Below are 16049 nucleotides of genomic sequence, written 5' to 3'. Positions count from 1 at the left end.
GATGCCGGATAGTATTTAAGCTTATCCGGCAACGGCAATTAAAGATTCTTTGCAGCGAGTACTCGCTCTACAGTTTCAACAATGGCTTGGGTTTGTGGGTCAAACTCAACGTTTATCATCTCTCCAGCCTTACGTTGGCCAAATAGAGTTCGTTGTAGTGTCTCGGGAATAAGGTGCACTGAGAAGCGGTTTGCTTCGACCTCACCAATAGTCAATGAACAGCCATCAAGTCCAATGTAACCTTTCGCCAAAACATATTTCATGCTGTCTTGTGGCAACTCAAACCAAATTGTACGGTTGTTTGGTGTATCGATCACATCAACGATCTTACCCATAACACTGATATGGCCAGACATACTGTGACCACCGATTTCATCACCAAATTTTGCTGCTCGTTCGATGTTAACCAAATTGCCTACTTCAATTTGACCAAGGTTCGTTAACTTGAGTGTCGCTTGCATTAAGTCAAAGCTGACAAGTTCCCCATCGAGTTTTGTCACCGTCAGACAACAACCGTTGTGAGCAACAGAAGCGCCAATTTCCAGCCCTTCCCTCATTGCGCCTGTTAAGCGTACGGTATGAGTTTGAAAATCTTGTTTTTTATCAATAGCGACGACTTCTGTCATCCCTTGAACGATTCCGGTAAACATAGAGATATCCGTTAGTTTTTAATGGTGCTTAGAGATACATTTCATTATCATGCCACAGAAAAGCGTCAGCTTATATTTATAGTTATTTCATCTCCCGCATCACCCTTTCTTGTGGAGAGATATATCGCGTCTCTTGGAGTACAAACGTGCATCGATATAAAGAAGAAGCCAGTAAGTTAATCAAACTGGCAACCCCAGTACTGATCGCATCTGTTGCGCAGACTGGTATGGGGTTTGTAGATACGATCATGGCTGGTGGAGTAAGCGCAACAGACATGGCTGCCGTGTCTATTGCGTCGAGTATTTGGTTACCAACGATTTTGTTCGGCATTGGCTTGCTTATGGCTTTGGTGCCTGTTGTGGCACAGCTCAATGGCTCTGGGCGTCAGAAAAAGATCCCGTTTGAAATCCAACAAGGGATTGCGATGGCATTGTTCATTTCTATCCCGACCGTGTTCGTCTTATTTCAGACAAAAGTTATTCTCGGCTTGATGGATGTTGAACCCGTGATGGCGGAGAAAACTATCGGCTACATGTACGCCGTAATGCTTGCTGTACCCGCGTTTCTATTGTTCCAAGCGTTACGCAGTTTCACCGATGGGATGTCTTTAACTCAACCAGCAATGGTGATCGGCTTTGCCGGCTTGTTGCTAAACATTCCATTGAACTGGATTTTTGTCTACGGCAAATTCGGCGCACCAGCATTAGGAGGTGTCGGCTGTGGCGTTGCAACCACTATCGTTTACTGGATTATGTTTGTGATGTTGTTGGTTTATATCATCACGTCTAACCGTGTTGCGCACATCAACGTTTTCGGCACTTTCCACAAACCTCAGCTTAAACCACTTTTGCGTTTGTTTAAGCTCGGCTTCCCCGTTGCAGCAGCGCTATTTTTTGAAGTCACACTTTTTGCGGTGGTTGCATTGATGGTCGCCCCTCTCGGCCCACTTATTGTTGCCGCTCATCAGGTCGCGATTAACTTCTCGTCTTTGGTGTTTATGCTTCCTATGAGTATCGGCGCTGCCGTCAGTATTCGTGTTGGGCACCGCTTAGGTGAAGGAAGCGTCCAAGGTGCAACCATTGCCTCTCATGTCGGTTTGATTGTTGCGGTGATCATGGCGTTTGGTACTGCCATCCTTACGGTGCTTTTCCGCGAACAAGTTGCGCTGCTTTACACAGACAACCGCGCGGTAATTGAAGTCGCTTTGCAGTTACTGCTACTCGCCGCTATCTACCAAGTAACGGATGCTATCCAAGTTGTTGCCGCCGGCGCACTGCGCGGATACAAAGATATGTCGGCGATCTTCAACCGTACTTTCATTGCTTACTGGATACTAGGCTTACCAAGTGGTTATATCTTGGGGATGACGGACTGGGTTGTTGAGCCTATGGGCGCGCATGGCTTCTGGATGGGCTTTATCATTGGTTTATCGTCTGCTGCACTGATGCTGGGTTTAAGGTTACGCTGGATGCACAAACAACCAGACGAGTCTCAACTTACATTCGCGTCACATTAAAGTTTATTGTGAAACCAACGAGTAATGCTTAAAAAGGTCAGTTATCTGACCTTTTTTCGTTTATAAACGTACTATTAAAAGAGTTTCACGATCGATCATATTTCCATGCGTATTATTACGATTCTATCAACCACCTTTGCTATCGCTGGCTGTAATTGGTTGCAAAGCCCTATCGATGACAAATTTGATACCTACCTAACGCGCATCGCCAATGTCCAAGATTCGCAATCATTTCAATTTGAACCGAACATCAACATCATCGTCCCAGACAAGCGAGATCTGGCTATCACAATTCCCAACACTACGATTGGCTTGCTCGACAGCTACGAGCTAAGAAAATGTGGTCTGTTCAATCTGATTGCAGAAAAGAACTCAGTACTGGGAAAAGTACAGGACCAGTTCCGTAATTTCGATTATCAAATACAGGTTATCGACGGGATCGAAGAGTGCTTAGTACACCCATCTATCTCAGTTGGTTTAAAAGAACAGTTGGCAGCATTGCTTGCCACCAAGCGAGCGCAAATTGGCGCTCACTTTACTAACTTAGTTTTTACCAGCGAGGCGATGCGCGCTCAACTGATTGGCTATGAATGGCTAGAAGCAAATCGCGCGACACCAAGTCCGCAATTAATACAAGCGTTAGAACATATCGATGCGGCGTATCAAGACGCAGATGATAAAGTATCAGCGAAAAACATTAATCTAGTTACTCCTTTTCAGGAAGTGATAGAAAAGGAGCGATTTCTTGGCATTTTGAGCTTTTCTATGCTCAACGCGTCACTCAAACTGAGAACCGTTACAAAACAATTGGAGGCCTTCGACAAGCAAATCATCTGCGGTCAATCCAGAGATACAACCAAGTTCCAGTACCTGAAAAATGTATTCCAAAACTATTACATTGATGATCTTCAACCTTACCTAGCAAAACTGGATAGCAGCTTTATGCAGCTCGAACCCACATTGGGCTTCTTAGTGCCAAATGGTTCTGGCTACCACTACCCGATTCATCAGTACCATAGTGAATTTCGCCAAGCCATCTTGCAGCACGTCGATTACTGGAAGTCGCTATTTAAGCGCTGTGGGGCAAATCCTAATCGCGATTAAATAGTTACTCAGGTCGTTCACGTAAGAAACGAGCGAATTTAGGCACGCCATTTTGCGTAAGTCCGTTGTATCGAAAAGTAATGGTAGAACCCAATTCTGGCGGGTCTTGTCGGAGTTGATCGCTAAAGCCACTACCAATATAGAACTCTACACCCGACTCTAACTTAACCAGCAGCGCGCCCATCAGGCCCTGGTACTTTCCTTTGCCAACTTTGTAGCCAATAACCCGCGCTTCAGCGTCTTGGTGTTTCTTTAGTTTTAATAAGTCCGTGCTTCTTCCCGCCTGATATCGACTGCTGATCTTACGCAGCATTAAACCTTCACCTTTCCCATCTACCGCGCGATCGAGATAAGCAAAAAGCTCTGAATCAGAGTGAATCGGTGAATGCTCAACGTACTTGATGTGCTCTTCGTGTAGATCTCTAACTAGATCGATCAAATTGTAATAGCGCTTTTGGTAATCACCTGCAGATTGGGGCAAATCAAACAGCATGTAGTCAATCTTACGCCAAGCAGCATCAACTGGAACTTGGTCGAGCACTGTCTGTTGCACCAGATGAAAATTCCCTCGCCCTGCCCACAACTCTCCTTCCAACGGATAATTCGGTAGAGAACGAGTAAACCATTTGGGCGCTTGAATCTGTGTTCCATTGCGCGTTAATAGCTTTGAACCGTCCCAAATCGCGCGTATACCGTCCAATTTCTCGCTTACCCAGTACTCGAGAACATCCACGCTATCCTGATAGCTTTGTGCTAATACGACAGGTATTGATGTACTTGGTTGTTGAGAGTAACAAAGTAAAGGGAAACAGATTGCAGAAATGGCAATCGAAATCTGATTTAAGCGCATACGTATACCAAGGCCAAACAATTCATAGTACTGGCATTGTGTTCACTACAATTTGTTCTGAGCAACGTCGCCTATAAAGCAATTCGAGTGATATCGCTTAGTTTTACTGCTAACCATTTTTGAAGTAAGAGAGTGTGCGAACGCTGTCACACTGATTACTCAAACAGACATACACCTCCCCGACAACGATAAGCAAGTGTGTGATTTGAAGCACATTTATTAATTCATTGAGGGCAAAACTACGCCAATTCGCTTAGATATAAAGCAAACGCGTTAAAATCCGTAAAATTGCTCTTGCACGACTAAATAACTCTCGGTAATATCCATCTCGTTCTCAAGGTATGGGTCCGTAGCTCAGTTGGTTAGAGTACTACCTTGACATGGTAGGGGTCGGCGATTCGAGTTCGCCCGGACCCACCATTCCTTAAATGCTTTTCGCAGAGAACAATAAATTTGGGTCCGTAGCTCAGTTGGTTAGAGTACTACCTTGACATGGTAGGGGTCGGCGATTCGAGTTCGCCCGGACCCACCAAATTTAAAACAAAGCCCGCTAATAAGCGGGCTTTGTTGTATTTATGCATCATTAAAAAAGGCTCAACAATAAGCCGAACCTTTTCAAACGTCACTACTTACAAGATAAGTTTAGAATTTGTAATCTAAACCAACGTACAAACCGTCAAAGTCGAAATCAATTGAATCTATCTCTACTGTTGCTGAACGGTAGCCTCCCGATAACACGACACCTGAAGAGAACTCATATCCAGCTTCAGCACCAAAGTTGAAACCCATGCCGTTATCAGTCACTGATATGTTACCTGCAGAAGCATCAACACCGTACGTACCGATACCAGCTGACGCGCCTAAATAAAAACCAGTTCCTGTAAAGTAGTACTTAGGCTTGATGTTTAGATTCAAGTTATAAAAGTCTAGGTCAATCGCACGATATGCATTTACAAGCATTACTTCGTGTTCACCCAAGAATACGTATTCACCTTCAATGGCGAGCATGAATTCTTCAGATAGTTTTTGCTCATAACCTAGTGCAATACCGATTGCGCTCTCTGAAGAAATATCATCGATTGCATAACCAGCAAAAGATTCAATATCTAGCTCACTGTTGTGAACATCCACACCTAAGTACCAACCGACTTTTGGACCAGTGTTAGCTTGCTCTTGCTCAGTTGCATTAGCAGTAAAAGCTACACTTATCGCCAACGACAAAATAGGCAATACTTTTTTCATTATTATTTCCTTGTATATCATATTGTTAGTTAACATCTGAATTACAAGGATTATAAAATCAATCTGGTATGCAATTAGTTATTCACCACCTAAATGCGACGAATCACAAATATATTTATCTCTTTAGCTAATCTATAAAGTAAAAGATAGCAATGCGAGTTTCATTCAACTCTGGTAACATCCGCGCTCAAACATTCAGTTAGACGTTACAAACCATGAATCGTAAAAAGAAAATCAATCAGATTTTGAAATCGAAGCAAAAGAAGATGAACGCGAAGCTACACAAGAGTAATAAGCCTCGCTACATCTCTAAAGCGGATCGAGCCAAAATGGAAGAGCAAGAGCAGCTTGCTCAAGAAAATAATGAAGAGAATACTTCGTTAGAATCGCTTTAGTAACAAAGATTCTTCTATTGGAATAAACTTATCGCACACGTCTCTTAATGCTTGTGCGGTAAGTCCTGGGACTCCGAATACATCCACCTTAGTACCAAACTTTTGTTGGATGCGAGTCACTAAGATCTCAAAGTCACCATCGCCAGATAACAAGATAACTCGGTCAACCGTAGGTGCCGCTTCATAAACATCAAGTGCAATTCCCACATCCCAATCTCCTTTCGCGCTGCCATCTTGTCTCTGAATATATGGCTTTAGCTTCACATCAAAACCAATGCCTCGCAGGATATGATGAAACTGACGTTGCTTAGGATCTGTCGACGCAATCGCATACGCATGAGCTTTTTGCACCTCACACCCTTCTGTCGCGACGTACCAAAAGTGGTTGTAGTCAAAGTTCGCGCCATATTTGTCTCGGGTTGTGTAGTAGATGTTTTGCACATCTACGAAAATCGCAATCTTTTCCATCATGTCTATACTTCTTAAAAGCTTCTATTGTAACAGTTCCGAACGCCAACAGGGTTAACAATCGGTTATCGGCAACTAAATAACAAGAAATGAAGCAAAATCATGATGTAACGTAATTGTCATGTAATTATTCTCAACGTCGCTTCAGGCTAACTACTACCAAAGTGGTAATTTATTGACAATGTTAATAATTTGATCGCAATCGTTTGTAAGACGTAAGTCTAATAGATACGATAAATTTATGACATTGACAGTAATTATGGGAGTAGACCTTTTATTAAGCCACTGATTGCATTGCCTTTAGAGCGAGAACAATAACAATGACAAAGAACCAAATTCATAAAGATTATTCTGCGAGCGCTAACTTAATTTCTACCACAGACCCAAAAAGCTACATCACATACGCTAACGACGATTTTTGTGATATCGCTGGGTACAGTCGAGAAGAATTACTGGGCAACCCTCATAACATGGTCCGCCATGCTGATATGCCAAAACAAGCATTTAGGCAGCTTTGGGAGTACCTAAAGCAAGGCCAAAGCTGGATGGGCTTAGTCAAAAACCAATGTAAGAATAGCAACGAGCATTACTGGGTGAGTGCTTTCGCTACGCCGATCAAGAATGAATCGGGAGAAATCATTGAGTATCAATCTGTTCGCTCTCAAGCTACTCAGGAGCAAATCAAACGTGCAGAGAGCCTGTATCGCAAACTGCGTAATAATCAGCGAATCAACTCCATGCGAGTCCCCTTTCATAAGTTGTCTATTGCGTTTGGTGTTTTACTATCCACATTAGCGACCATTGCTTCACTCACTTCGCCAAATTACCTGAGTTTTGCGCTTTTATTGGTGTCTCTCACCTCTACAGTTTTCGCCATTCTACAGAACAAGCGATTCGAAACATTGAAGTCTCGTGCTGAAGAAGCATACGTGAATCCACTTATGGAGCAGATCTACACAGGCAAATTCGATGACTTTTCTCAAATAGAGCTTGCTCTTATGAAACGTAAATCGGAGTTGAGAGCCGTTGCCGCTAGAGCGACAGATACTGCTAGTGCGATTCATTCGGCGGCAGAGCAAGAGCTCAACAATAGCGTTGGAATAGAACAAAGCCTTAATAGACAATGCCAAGAAACAGAACAAGTGGCTGCTGCAGTAGAAGAGCTCACCCACTCTATTTCTGAAGTCGCTTCCGCTTCGTCGGTAGCGTCAAATCTGGCGAACGACGCTGATACTCAAGCGGTTAAAGGAATGGAGAGCATCAATTCTACTATTTCAGAAGTTGACGATTTAGCTGAAGAGCTAGGCCAAGCACATAGCATCGTGAACCAGTTGTCTCAGGATAGCCAGAAGATCGATAGCATCTTAGAGGTCATCACAGCAATCTCTGAACAGACTAACTTGCTAGCATTGAATGCGGCTATCGAAGCTGCTCGAGCTGGAGATGCGGGGCGAGGTTTTGCGGTCGTGGCAGATGAAGTTCGCGATCTGGCATCAAAGACTGCAAATTCAGCGAATGAAATCCATACGATGATCAAGCAGTTTAAAGAGACTTCGCAAAATGCCGTCGTTGCAATGGACAAAGGCATGTCACTATCAGATAACTGCAAGGTTCGAGCGCATGAAACAGGTGAAGTATTGACAGCGATCTCTGAAATCCTGAATCGTGTCGCCGACAGCAGTGTGCAAATTGCGAGTGCTGTTGAACAACAAGCGACCGTCACCCAGGAAGTCAATCAGAACGTGTCAAATATTAAGACGCTAGCTGATGATACTTCCCTAGCCTCTAAAACTTCTTTAGACAGAACGACGGAACTCGTTGAGCAGCTTGAAGGGCTTGAAAGATTAATGAAGCAATTTCAGTCCTAGATTTAAGTGAATATTCTCCCTCGTACTTAGAGGGAGAATGCAATTAGCTGTCAATGATTCAATAAATAGATGTAATTCCTTCAAATGCCGTATAATTTGGAACTAACGAAATTTCATTTCTAAAGCTAAATCCCACTTATTACTGATTAAAAAGTTAATATTGAGGCAGTTCTCTCATTCTGTTCTATTATTGTACTTTTATTTGTATTTATTCATAAAAATCACTTTGTATAAGTATATGTAAGCAAATGACTATCTCAAATTGTGATATTGATTCAGTGTTTGTCTTGATTCCACCTTTGAAAAGAATACTATTGTCTGAAGTTGCATTTAGGCATACAGAACAAATAGGCGAATAGCATGGAGCTAGACATTTTTAATCCTTCACGACAGATTCGAGGGGCGGTTTTATTCTGGATGAGTATGTTACTAGCCATCATGTGCCTAATTGCTGCGGCTATTAATATCGCGACCTCTTATTACGTACTCGCCTTTTTTGAACTTTCTTTTTCCACACTTTCTCTGTACGTCGCTTTTCGAGGTTATAAGAACCAAGTCTCTCTAGCTCTATCAAATAGCTACTCATATGCCGTCGTTGGGATCATTTATTTGTCGTCTTCGATTCAATCAATCGAAAACGGTATCTTTATGTGGAGCTTTTTGTACCCGGTTCTTTTCTACCTCATTTTGGGTCGAAGAAACGGTTTCTTAGCTACGGCTGTGGGCTTTCTAAGCCAGATAAGCCTATTCATGCAAAAGTCTACTGACGCTTACGCTCTGAATGATGTTGTATTCAATCTTAATTTCATTCTCGCTTACCTGTCGGTTTGGCTTGCCTCTCACATCCTAGAAGTGAAGCGCAAAACATCAGAAGCTTCACTTGGGCAATTGGCTTCCCGTGATGCGCTAACGGGTGTATATAACCGCCACGCACTCATTCATAACTTTGAGCGCTACCGAAACGAAAGCGTTAAATTACCCCTTTCATTACTGATTCTCGATTTGGATTACTTTAAGCAAGTAAATGACGACCATGGACACGATATTGGGGACAAAGTACTGATTCAAACCGCCGCGTTAATTGATGCGCTGAGCGATGAACATCTTGTCTATAGAATTGGCGGTGAAGAATTTTGTATTGCGCTTCACAACGCCAATGTAGCGCAAGCTACACGTAAGGCTGAGCAAATTCGCAGCGCTATCGAGCAGTTTAGTTTTAACGACAGCGCTACCCCAATTTCATTGACGACAAGTATTGGCGTTTATCAATGTGACCATTATAAAGATCTGGAAAGTGTATTAAGAAAAGCAGATAAAGAGCTGTATAAAGCAAAGAAAAATGGTCGCAATCAAATCATGGTTTGTAATCAAGCCGCGGTGAACCCGACCTAGCTAGCTATTGAGCAAATCGAGTTAAATAAAAAGCCCAGTTCTCTACAACTGGGCTGTTTATATTTCTAAGTAAGAAAGTCTGCTATTCCGAAGAGTCTTCTTCAAACACCACATTATAGTTTTCGGTATACGTACAATGTGGTTGGCGACTACAGGTAAAGAATCTTCGGCCTTTGTGTTCTCCCGAACTGGCGGTTTTTATTACCATAGGACTACCGCAACGCTTGCAGAAACGAACTTCTTTATCTGGCTCAATAAGGTCAATATGAGCGGCCAATAATCGACGTAAACGACCAACCTGATAGCTATGTTTAATCGTTGCACCAATTAGAGGGATACCTGCCGACTTACACACGTGCATAAGCAGTTTATGACGTTCAATCTTGCCTTTATCGAGTTGCTTACCATTATCAAATTCAATCGCAACTCTTGGCTCTAATGTTCTTGGATCGCACACCACATAATCAAAATAGCTTTTTGCAATGCGGTTGTTGGCAATAAACCAGTGCTTTTTGTTTGTTGCTACTGGCGCAACAACATTCGACATACTGACTTTCGTTAGAACAACGCCGTGCTCCCCGACCGCTGTTACCAAGGCGTTATAAAAAGCTGACTCTTGCATATTTAGCAAAGCGCCCTTCTTTTTATATTCGCTGTCTTTAAGTTCTTCTTGTTTGAGGAAACGTTTCTGAACAACAAAAAAGAACACAACCAGCACAACAACTACGATAAAAACACTTTCCATCAGGCATTCACCATGGTTTCGTAACTATAACTGTTTAATTTTATACACTTAAATGAGAAAGTCGTTATCATTTTTTCGATCGTAGATGTTTTCCATCCGCTTTGAAGGATAAATGTGACATCAGTTTTTGCTGGCTGCCTTTTTGTAGCTGCGCTCTGGTCGCCCTACCGTGCCATAATTCAAATCGGCTTCTAACTCACCTGTGCTAATCAAATACTCTAGGTAACGGCGAGCTGTGGTACGACTAGCGCCAATTTTCTCACCGGCTTCGTCAGCGGTTAAACTCTCTGGTTGGTTAAACAATGCTTTGATCTTTTCCAAAGTCACACCGTCTATTCCTTTCGGTAGACGGTTAACCGTCGATTCGTGTGAAGATGAGGAACGAAACATACGATCAACGATTGTCTGGTCCAGATCGTTGGTATGAGTAAACTGATGCTTCTGAGACACATACTTTTTCAACGCAGATTCTAATCTTGGGAACATCACTGGTTTTAAAAGATAGTCGACTACTCCACCACGCATTGCCTGCTGTAGAGTGTCAACATCTCTCGCTGCGGTAATCAAAATGACGTCACAACTTAAGTTTCTCGACCTCAACTCTTGTAAAATTTCCAACCCAGAACCATCCGGGAGATGCACATCCAGTAGCAACAATTCTGGCTTTAGAATATCTAATTGAATATTGGCTTCCATACGGCTGGTCGCGATGCCAATCACCTCATAACCTTCGATTTGTTCTAGGTATTTTTGGTGCAACTGTGCGATGGCGATATCGTCTTCGATAATCATCACCTTGGTATTCATCGTCATACCAAATCTTCCTTAGGTAGATAGACTGTCATTCTGGCTCCATACTCCTTGTTGTTCGCCATTTCTAATTCGCCTTGATAGCGTAGCGCCAGTTCACTCACTAGATACAACCCAACACCGCGTGTTTGGTTATCTTTGCTTGAAACACCCCGTTTAACCAGCGCCGTTACACTCATGCTTTCCGGTAACCCACAGCCTTGATCAATCACTTCAAGGATCACTTCGTTCCCAAAATCACTGATAGAGACTTCAATCTTGCGCCGCGCAGGCGAAATAAGCGCATCTTTTTCAATCGCTTCGCGGGTTGCATCGAATGCATTATCAATTAAATTACCGAGAATCGTCACTAAATCTTCAGCATTAATCCTGTCTGGTAAGGGTTCAAGACGCGAACCTTCTTCGACCACCAGCTCAAGCCCTAGCTCTCTTGCTCTCTCGGTTTTGCCAAGTAACATGCCAGCGATCAATGGCTCTTTGATGGTTTCACGTAAGAACTCTATCAATGACTGATAGTGCGCGGTTTCTTGTCCAATGAGATTTTGCACGGCGTCTAGTTCGCCCATCTGCACCATCCCGCTGATGGTATTAAGTTTATTGCGGTGCTCGTGGGTTTGTGAACGCAGCATATCTGCGTATTCTTTGGTTTTCGCCAACTGTTCGGTGAGTTCGGTAAGATCGTCACGTAAACGAAAACTGGAAACGGCGCCAACGACTTTGTCATCAACGATAATTGGGCTGCGGTTGGCGATCAGACGTTGCTGGTTTAAGTACAAGTTTATGTCGTGGTCTGTACGTGCCGTTTGCAAAACGACGTGTAAATCGCTTTCAGGCAAAACCTCACTAAGTGGTCGATTCAGGCACTCAGCTTTGTTTAGCCCAAGGATCTGACACGCGCTCTTATTGATTGAACGTAGTCGTCCATCACCATCAATACTGAGAATGCCCTCTTTTAGGGTTTCCATGGTTACGTCTAGTTCAACATAAAGTCGACCGATCTCTTCTGGTTCAAAGCCTAGTATCGCTTTCTGGAATCGTCTCGACGCGTAACTCGACACCACCGCGTTCGCCGCAACCACTATCAGTGCCATTACAATTAGAAAGTATAGGAATGGTTCAATCCGGTCTTGCAGTCGGTCGATAAGGTACCCGACTGAGACAACACCAATGATATTACCTTGTGAGTCAAATACAGCGGCCTTACCCCGTACGGAGTAACCAAGTGAACCTTTTGCTGTTGAGATGTAAGCGAGCCCGTCGACCAACGCTCGTTTGTTATCGCCGCCTTTCATCGGCAAACCAATTCGCTCATCGACTGGGTGAACTAGACGGATCCCTTCTTTGTCGCCGATGACGATAAACGCAGCGCCTATCAGCTCAGTGAGGCTGCGATAACGCATTTGATATTCTAGCGTCACGCCAGTTTGAATCATTTCAATCACATAGGGTGACTTAGCAAGAAACGAAGCGACGCCAAGCGCTTTATGCCCCATCTCTTCTTCTTGCGCGTGTTTGATATAAATAAAACCGGCTGTCGCAAGCAATAGCAACTCTATCAGTCCGGATAAAGTCATGATAATCAGCATTCTTTTGCGAAAGCTGATACTACTCCATTTCATACTTTCTCCTTGTTAGAACTATAGGCTATCACTCTTATGAATGAGCAACGAGCTTGCGAGTAACGAATTGTGAATGAAGTGTACTTATAATTCGCCCATTTTGACTTTTTTGTAACATAACTTGTGCAACTAACGGAGTAGAAAGGCGATTTTTAGAATAGCCATAAACATTGATTTTGATCATACATTTGATCGGTTATTTTTCGGGATAATCCTGCATCCATATCGTATAATTATTGAGCATTGGTGAAAATGTTTAGCGTCTTTGGTTTAGCGGTTAAATAAAAAATACTACGAATGACCGCCTCTAACGGAATAGAGGGAGGAAATGAACAAAATGCAAAAGGATACTTTAGGCATCTGCCTTTCTAAATCTATGCTTTCGAGTAACTTATCTGGAACGTTCACTCATGTAAGGGCTTATGCTAAATCACAACGAAGCGAAGATCTTGAGGTCATGCATGCTTTTCCGCAGCTCTCTGGTCGCGAAGTGCTGGATAATATGGAGTCAAAAAAAGCTCTGTTCTGGCGTGCTGAGTTTGCTTGCTTGGTTCAAAAGTAACATCCATACCGCAAGCGTTAATTTAGCAATTCGTTAGTTTAGTAGTCATAGAGGGATTTATATTCCCTCTTTTTGTTTGTTCATCAATGAAGGCTCGCGTGCAAGTTTCACCTTTTCAAGAAAGGCTACCCAGTTCTCTATCTGAGTGTCTGATGTGTTCTCCAATGCCGATTTAGCCATGCTTAATGCCAGATCTACCCTCTCCAACGCATACAATATTTGTACCTTCAACAACGCAGTTTCTGTCGTTGGGTTTTGCACTTTATCGATAGTCTGCAACGCTTGTTGCCACTTATCTTGATAAGTTAATACCAGCACATACTGCCAATAATATTGCCCATCTAAGCGGGCTGCTTTGAGCCATAAATGCTCGGCGGTTTCCAGCTCTTTGGCGGTCTGCCAGTATTTTGCTTGTTCTACAATTAACTCAAGTTCAGAGCGTGCTTGATCAATATGTTCAAGAGTTATTGCCGCACGTTCGGGAGCGCCGTTGTGCGCGTATAGCGATGCTAAGAGACGTCGTTCTTGTGCGGTTAATGCTATTTGTTTGTCAGCCAGCGCCAGTGCATCTAACGCCTGCTTAGTATTCCCCGCGCGCAGTTCGATATCGACTAATTGTCGCCACCAAATTGCGTTATTCGGTTCAAGAATCAGTAGCCGTTTCAGCACGCTACCAGCTTGCTGCCATTCTTTTTGTTCCACTAACGCCGCCAACTTCATCGAAAGCGGGTCAATTTGTTTTGCGTAACCCGCCGCCAACGTAGCATTAGATGCAGTGATCACGTTATTCCACTCTTTTAACTGGTAGTGCGCCTTGGCAATATTGAGCCAAAGTTGGGCTTGTGAACTTTTGGTCGCTTTTGCGCGCACCAACACGTAATACTGTTCCAGTGCTTTCTGGTATTGCTGCTGGTTAAATAAAAGATTCGCGAGCATTTGGCGCGTACTTTGCTGCTGTTGTTCGCTCAACACGTCGTAATCAACGGCAAGTGTTAGGTGATGAATAGATTGTGCCAAATCACCCGCTTTCCAGTAATAAACACCTAAGCTTTGCTGGACAAAGGCAGCGTCGTATTCGCGCTGATTCTCGACACTTTGTAATACCTGTATCGCACTGTGCAAATCACCTGAGGATTCGTACTTTTGCGCTTGTTGCAATTTAGAGGCGGTATAGCGGCTTAGATCGGCTGCGTTGGCCGACCCAGACAACAAAATGGCAATTAGAGCAACTGAGTATTTATTCATTTAGGTTGTCGAAACTCCAACTTCACCGTCTGTCCATGTTGAACCACCGCTTTGCCAAACTCTAGTTTTGGCTGGTATCTCCATTGCTTAAGCGCCTTTATCGCCTCTTGCTCAAACAAACGCTTGGGATTTGCATCAATGACTTCTAGGTCGACAGGTTTCCCCTGTGGATCAATATTAAACTTTATGATCACAAATCCCTCTGCGCGGCGTTTACGTGCTTTCGCTGGGTAATTGGGGTCAACGCGATACAAAGGCATGGCCTGCTGACTGCCGCTTATCTGCGCAATTTGAGGAGCTTGAACATCAACCGCACCAATATTGATATTGAGCCCCAGCGCTCCGGCATCAACAGGGGCATCCATTGATGGAATAGAGAGAGTCTGCGGTAGGTCAACAAAGGTTTGTGGCGCTTGAGTCGGTATCACTTTAGGCTCCGGCGGTAAACTACGTGAACGCGTTTGCGCTTCATTGTCTTGCTCAGACACAAGGTAGCTGACGTTGGTCACCTCAACACTATGCTGCTGAGTTTGTTTTGGAGCGTTGACGAGCCAAGCCATCAAACTGAACAACACTATCGCTAAGCATCCCGCGATAGGTAAAGCAACCAGCAGTCGCAGCATTATGGCTTCTCTGCAGCAATCGCGATCTTCTCGATTCCCGCTCCTTTTGCTGCGTCCATCACTTGTATAACGGTGCCACTAAACGCTCGTTCGTCGGCTTGAATGACGAGTGAGCTTTCAGGCTTGTCGAGCAGCATAGCTTCCAGCCCTGCTTGCACTCGCTCGATATCCACCATTTTTTTGTCGATGTAGACATCATTGTCTGCGGTAACCGCAATAAAGATTCCAACATCTTTTTGGTTAACGACGTTGGTCGCTTGCGGTTTATCGACTTCAATCCCGGATTCGCGTACAAAGGTGCTGGTGACGATAAAGAAGATCAGCATAATAAAGACGATATCGAGCATCGGCGTTAGATCCACCTGAGCTTCTTCTTGTCTGTGTGAACGTCGCCCTAGCCTCATTGCTGACTCCTCAATTGTTGTTCTAGCGAGTATGAGTAATTACGACACAACTTAACTAGTCTTGCATGGACAAACATGCCAACCAAAGCTGCAACCATACCGGCCATCGTTGGTAGAGTCGCCATGGCAATTCCCGCCGCCATTTGCTTAGGCTCACTGTTACCTTGTAACGCCATCACATCAAATACCGCTATCATCCCCGTAACGGTTCCTAGTAACCCTAACATCGGACAAAGTGATACCAGCAACTTGATTGTGTTGGTGTGCTGGAACAAGTTGATTCTCGCCTGTGCCAGCCAACCGTCACGAATAGCGCGTGAGTGCCAAGAGTGATGATCACTGCGCCTCGCCCATTGTGCTAACCACTCAGATTTATGCTTAGGATAGTGAACAAACAGATAAATAATGCGCTCGACAACAAGCAGCCAAAACAACACCACAACCGCAAACAAACACCAAAGTACTGTGCCACCTTGCTGCATAAATTGGGCAAAGTTGCGCACTCCTTCAAAGTGGCTCAGCAGTGTTTGCAAGACATGACTCAGCTCAATCATG

Annotated in this window: 17 protein-coding genes and 2 tRNA genes; 8 read left to right on the top strand and 11 right to left on the bottom strand. The window is 43.8% G+C overall.

Going from position 1 to position 16049, the window contains the following annotated elements; all coding sequences use genetic code 11:
• Nucleotides 1–38: 38 nt before the first annotated feature.
• Nucleotides 39–650: a riboflavin synthase gene (locus AKJ31_RS07820; protein WP_053408539.1), complete on the bottom strand. Its 612-nt coding sequence runs from the start codon at nt 648–650 to the stop codon at nt 39–41.
• Between the two features lie 119 nt (nt 651–769).
• Between AKJ31_RS07820 and AKJ31_RS07815 the strand changes: the two genes are divergently transcribed.
• Both AKJ31_RS07815 and AKJ31_RS07810 read left to right on the top strand, forming a co-directional pair.
• Nucleotides 770–2167: an MATE family efflux transporter gene (locus AKJ31_RS07815; RefSeq protein ID WP_281173337.1), complete on the top strand. Its 1398-nt coding sequence runs from the start codon at nt 770–772 to the stop codon at nt 2165–2167.
• 105 nt (nt 2168–2272) lie between these two features.
• Nucleotides 2273–3271, top strand: coding sequence for a DUF3080 domain-containing protein (locus AKJ31_RS07810; RefSeq protein ID WP_072161269.1), 999 nt, complete (start codon nt 2273–2275; stop codon nt 3269–3271).
• Between the two features lie 4 nt (nt 3272–3275).
• On the opposite strand, the gene AKJ31_RS07805 is transcribed toward AKJ31_RS07810, so the two are convergent.
• A complete protein-coding gene (locus tag AKJ31_RS07805; RefSeq protein WP_053408537.1) occupies nt 3276–4121 on the bottom strand; it encodes a DNA ligase in 846 nt (281 codons plus the stop codon).
• Nucleotides 4122–4464: 343 nt separating this feature from the next.
• On the opposite strand from AKJ31_RS07805, the gene AKJ31_RS07800 reads away from it, so the two are divergent.
• A tRNA-Val gene (locus tag AKJ31_RS07800) sits at nt 4465–4541 on the top strand.
• 35 nt (nt 4542–4576) lie between these two features.
• Nucleotides 4577–4653 (top strand) — tRNA-Val (locus AKJ31_RS07795).
• Nucleotides 4654–4763: 110 nt separating this feature from the next.
• On the opposite strand, the gene AKJ31_RS07790 is transcribed toward AKJ31_RS07795, so the two are convergent.
• Nucleotides 4764–5363 (bottom strand): porin family protein, encoded by a 600-nt coding sequence (locus AKJ31_RS07790; protein ID WP_053408536.1) that lies wholly within the window; start codon nt 5361–5363, stop codon nt 4764–4766.
• Between the two features lie 215 nt (nt 5364–5578).
• Between AKJ31_RS07790 and AKJ31_RS07785 the strand changes: the two genes are divergently transcribed.
• A complete protein-coding gene (locus AKJ31_RS07785; RefSeq protein WP_053408535.1) occupies nt 5579–5758 on the top strand; it encodes a DUF2986 domain-containing protein in 180 nt (59 codons plus the stop codon).
• Here the strand turns inward: AKJ31_RS07785 and AKJ31_RS07780 are convergent.
• Nucleotides 5744–6226: a LabA-like NYN domain-containing protein gene (locus AKJ31_RS07780; protein WP_053408581.1), complete on the bottom strand. Its 483-nt coding sequence runs from the start codon at nt 6224–6226 to the stop codon at nt 5744–5746. The genes AKJ31_RS07785 and AKJ31_RS07780 overlap by 15 nt on opposite strands.
• Before the next feature lie 320 nt (nt 6227–6546).
• On the opposite strand from AKJ31_RS07780, the gene AKJ31_RS07775 reads away from it, so the two are divergent.
• Nucleotides 6547–8094: a methyl-accepting chemotaxis protein gene (locus AKJ31_RS07775; RefSeq protein ID WP_053408534.1), complete on the top strand. Its 1548-nt coding sequence runs from the start codon at nt 6547–6549 to the stop codon at nt 8092–8094.
• A 360-nt stretch (nt 8095–8454) separates the two neighbouring features.
• Nucleotides 8455–9486: a GGDEF domain-containing protein gene (locus AKJ31_RS07770; RefSeq protein ID WP_053408533.1), complete on the top strand. Its 1032-nt coding sequence runs from the start codon at nt 8455–8457 to the stop codon at nt 9484–9486.
• An 82-nt stretch (nt 9487–9568) separates the two neighbouring features.
• Here AKJ31_RS07770 and AKJ31_RS07765 read toward each other — a convergent pair whose 3' ends face one another.
• The 3 genes from AKJ31_RS07765 to AKJ31_RS07755 all read right to left on the bottom strand — a co-directional run bounded on the left by AKJ31_RS07765 (nt 9569) and on the right by AKJ31_RS07755 (nt 12660).
• Entirely contained in the window at nt 9569–10231 is a 663-nt protein-coding gene (locus tag AKJ31_RS07765; RefSeq protein WP_053408532.1) for a DUF2726 domain-containing protein, read from the bottom strand.
• 120 nt (nt 10232–10351) lie between these two features.
• Complete coding sequence (locus tag AKJ31_RS07760) at nt 10352–11044, bottom strand: response regulator (protein ID WP_053408531.1); 693 nt, start codon at nt 11042–11044, stop codon at nt 10352–10354.
• Nucleotides 11041–12660, bottom strand: coding sequence for an ATP-binding protein (locus AKJ31_RS07755; RefSeq protein WP_053408530.1), 1620 nt, complete (start codon nt 12658–12660; stop codon nt 11041–11043). The genes AKJ31_RS07760 and AKJ31_RS07755 overlap by 4 nt, the downstream gene beginning before the upstream one ends.
• Before the next feature lie 337 nt (nt 12661–12997).
• Here AKJ31_RS07755 and AKJ31_RS07750 point away from each other — a divergent pair, with 337 nt between their 5' ends.
• Entirely contained in the window at nt 12998–13222 is a 225-nt protein-coding gene (locus AKJ31_RS07750) for a hypothetical protein (RefSeq protein ID WP_053408580.1), read from the top strand.
• A 57-nt stretch (nt 13223–13279) separates the two neighbouring features.
• Here AKJ31_RS07750 and AKJ31_RS07745 read toward each other — a convergent pair whose 3' ends face one another.
• From AKJ31_RS07745 to AKJ31_RS07730, 4 genes are read right to left on the bottom strand one after another with little or no spacing between them, the layout of a single operon-like run.
• Entirely contained in the window at nt 13280–14467 is a 1188-nt protein-coding gene (locus AKJ31_RS07745) for a tetratricopeptide repeat protein (RefSeq protein WP_053408529.1), read from the bottom strand.
• A complete protein-coding gene (locus AKJ31_RS07740; protein ID WP_053408528.1) occupies nt 14464–15090 on the bottom strand; it encodes an energy transducer TonB in 627 nt (208 codons plus the stop codon). Before AKJ31_RS07740 ends, AKJ31_RS07745 begins: the two co-directional genes overlap by 4 nt.
• Nucleotides 15090–15494 carry an ExbD/TolR family protein gene (locus tag AKJ31_RS07735; protein ID WP_053408527.1) on the bottom strand — a complete coding sequence of 135 codons (405 nt, stop codon included), beginning with the start codon at nt 15492–15494 and terminating at the stop codon, nt 15090–15092. Before AKJ31_RS07735 ends, AKJ31_RS07740 begins: the two co-directional genes overlap by 1 nt.
• A complete protein-coding gene (locus tag AKJ31_RS07730; RefSeq protein WP_083439967.1) occupies nt 15491–16048 on the bottom strand; it encodes a MotA/TolQ/ExbB proton channel family protein in 558 nt (185 codons plus the stop codon). The genes AKJ31_RS07735 and AKJ31_RS07730 overlap by 4 nt, the downstream gene beginning before the upstream one ends.
• Between the last annotated feature and the right edge of the window lies 1 nt (nt 16049).

Source organism: Vibrio hepatarius (assembly GCF_001274785.1).
Taxonomy (GTDB): Bacteria; Pseudomonadota; Gammaproteobacteria; order Enterobacterales; family Vibrionaceae; genus Vibrio; species Vibrio hepatarius.
This window is presented reverse-complemented; position numbering and strand designations above follow the sequence as displayed.